The sequence below is a fragment of the Vibrio sp. 99K-1 genome, assembly GCF_013114585.1.
In the GTDB taxonomy this organism is placed as follows: Bacteria; Pseudomonadota; Gammaproteobacteria; order Enterobacterales; family Vibrionaceae; genus Vibrio; species Vibrio chagasii_B.
Genome location: NZ_VTXF01000058.1, coordinates 1 through 2,780, shown reverse-complemented (window position 1 = coordinate 2,780; position 2,780 = coordinate 1). Strand labels below are relative to the sequence as shown.

Annotated in this window: 2 protein-coding genes; both read right to left on the bottom strand. The window is 44.9% G+C overall.

Annotated features, from left to right (window positions below):
* Positions 1–202 precede the first annotated feature (202 nt).
* Positions 203–925, bottom strand: coding sequence for an IS21-like element helper ATPase IstB (gene istB, locus F0228_RS25570; protein WP_171763054.1), 723 nt, complete (start codon positions 923–925; stop codon positions 203–205).
* Between the two features lie 10 nt (positions 926–935).
* Positions 936–2,468 (bottom strand): IS21 family transposase, encoded by a 1,533-nt coding sequence (gene istA / locus F0228_RS25565; protein WP_171763053.1) that lies wholly within the window; start codon positions 2,466–2,468, stop codon positions 936–938.
* Positions 2,469–2,780 lie beyond the last annotated feature (312 nt).

Genomic DNA, 2,780 nt, shown 5'->3' with positions numbered 1-2,780 from the left:
TCTTGGGGCCTTAAGTCCAAGCTTAGAGAGACGCTTTGATAGACACGAAAAGTCAGGACAGGAGAGGTTTGTGTGACCCATTTCCTTGAGGAGACTATCGATAATGCGTATTTCGGCTGATGTGACCCCTAGTTTCGTTTTTAATCGACCACCTTTTTAAGCCTCTCTTTTCTCTTCCTTAGTTTTACTCCAAGTGGTCGATTTAAGCCAGTTTTCTCATTGATTCCCCTCGTAACTCGATTCTATGACTTTGATGAACCAACCTATCTAAGATCGCATCAGCGATCGTCGAGTTGTCGATCATCTCGTGCCATTGTTTTACAGGTAGTTGGCTGATAATGATCGTACTGCACTCTTGGTATCTATCTTCTAGCACTTCGAGAAGATTACTTGCATGCTCTTGGCTGAGTTTTTCCATTCCCCAGTCATCGATAACCAACAGTTTTTTCTTAGACAAGCTCAGTAGCAGCTTTTGATAGCTGCCATCAAGGCGGCTACTACTCAGGTCATCAAGTAAACGATTTAGGCGATAATAACGACTTGGGCAGTGTTGCTCACACGCCTGCTCGGCGAGCGCACAAGCAACATAGGTTTTACCTGCACCTGTTGCACCTGTAATCAGGACATTCTGTCGCTTTTGTAAATAAGTGCCTGATAATAACTCTCCCATCATTGCTCTTTTTAAGCCTCGTTCTGGGCGGTAGTCCAGTTGATTACCGCTAGCGCTTAGGCGCAGCTTGGCTTGCCGTTTAAGTCGTTGGATTTTGGTTTGATCTCGGTTCACTATCTCATGATCAAGGATGAGTCCTAACCTTTCTTCAAAGCCAAGTTCAGCATAGGTCGCGGGGTGTATCCTTTGCTGTTCCAGTGCATCAGAAGCATGACTTAGGCGTAGTGATTTTAACTGTTGGATTATTGCGTCCATATTGTTTCTCCTAGTGGTAGTAGTTGGAACCACGAACATTAGTGTGTTTAAGGTTTGGGGTATCAGTGGAAGGCTGAGAGAGAGTGCCTTCTCGATGGTTCTTCAATAAGTTTTTGACGAAGCCAAGGTATGGCTTCTCTGTCACTAAGGCATCTCGGCAAGCTTGTTCTAACCGTGCGTCTGAGTGCTTTTTGGCAAGACTTAGTAACCCAAAGCAACTTCTAAAGGCCAATGCTTCATGCTCTGGGCGTTTGAGCAACATCTGAGTCAGTTCACCTGTGGCTGGCCCAATAGATTTTCCCCAACGGATAAAACGCTCGGGTGTCCATGATTGGTATTGATGGTTGCTTGGCATATGCTCGTAAACGGTAGAGAGACCATATTCTTTTTGGCTTGTGCAGTGGTGAGCAACAATGCTCCCTTTGTGGTAGATACGTATTATTTGATGCGTTGCTTCAAGCTCAACTTGTTGCCCAACAAGTTGGTGCGGCACAGAGTAGAAGTGCTTTTTATATTGAATGTGATAATCAGGGGAGACGGTTGCTCGTTTAGTTTCGATATACACATATGGTTGCGATGGCAGTGGTTTTAACGCTGGACGGTCAACTTTGTTGAACAAGTCATGTCGATTGACACCAAGCTGTTTCATCTCTCGTTGGTTTAAGTCATGCATCAGCTTTCGGATAGCCAGGTTCAGCTCAGCCATTGTATAGAACACTTGGTGGCGAAGGCGCATCATTATCCAGCGCTCTACGATGAGAACTGCGTTCTCAGCTTTGGCTTTATCTTTAGGCTTGTAGGGCCTGGCTGGCATCACAGCAACGCCGTAATGTTGTGCCAGTTTTCGGTAGCTCTCATTGAGGATAGGGCTATGACGGTCTGCTTTCGTTACAGCAGATTTCAGATTATCAGGTACAAGTAGATTCGGAGCACCACCAAAGTGATTAAAGGTATTCACATGAGCCATGAGGAAGTATTCAAGCCCTTGGCTCTCACTCGCCTCGACATAGGTGTAATTTGACGCTCCTAAAGTGGCGACAAATACCTGAGCATGTCGGCATTCTCCTGTATCTGGATTCACAACAGGGATCGTTGGGCCACAGTAGTCAATGAAGAGCTTGTCACCAGCATGGTGAAGTTGGCGCATACTGCGTTTTTGTGTCTTTAGCCAACGTCTATACAGTTCGCAGAACTGTGTATAGCCATAGGCTTTGTCTTGATGCTGATGACAATACTCTTCCCAAAGCAAAGCTTTAGTCATCCCTTTACGCTTCAATTCTAAGTAGCAGAGAGTGAAATCAGGCATCACTTTATGCTGAGAAGATGAGCGACCATCAAACAAAGCTTGGGTGACTTGATTTTCATGATGAGTCTCTTCCAGTGGCCACGTGAGGCCACTGGATTTAAATCGGGATAGATGCTGGGATACAGTGGAATGAGCAATATTGAGGCAAGCGGCGATCTGTCGATTAGAAAGATTGCACTCGTATCGGAGGCGTAAGATTTCCTTAATTTTATTCATTGGCATTCTCTTTTTCGGCATGATTTATCCTTAGTGCTCTCAACATGAAAGACTCAGGTTAAACCTATTGATTTAAAAGAGAAAAGAGGTTTATTTCGGTAAATCGACCATCGATTTCGGAAACACACCGAAAAGTGGATGATTAAAACCGAAATGAGTGGTTGGTTAAAAACGGATTTGGTGGTCGATTAAAACCGAAATAGGCGGTCGGCTAGCTCCGAAATATGCACGATAAAGCCTTGAGTCTGGCGGAGAGGTTGTTTGAATACGAGTCTCAAATAATGGCATGCCATGAGTGTGCTGTTGGATATTTTGGTGATGACCCTGTGCCAT

Bases quoted from the DNA above. Each gene is read 5' to 3' on its own strand.
- istB (WP_171763054.1), bottom strand. From the start codon at position 925: ATGGACGCAATAATCCAACAGTTAAAATCACTACGCCTAAGTCATGCT.
- istA (WP_171763053.1), bottom strand. From the start codon at position 2,468: ATGCCGAAAAAGAGAATGCCAATGAATAAAATTAAGGAAATCTTACGC.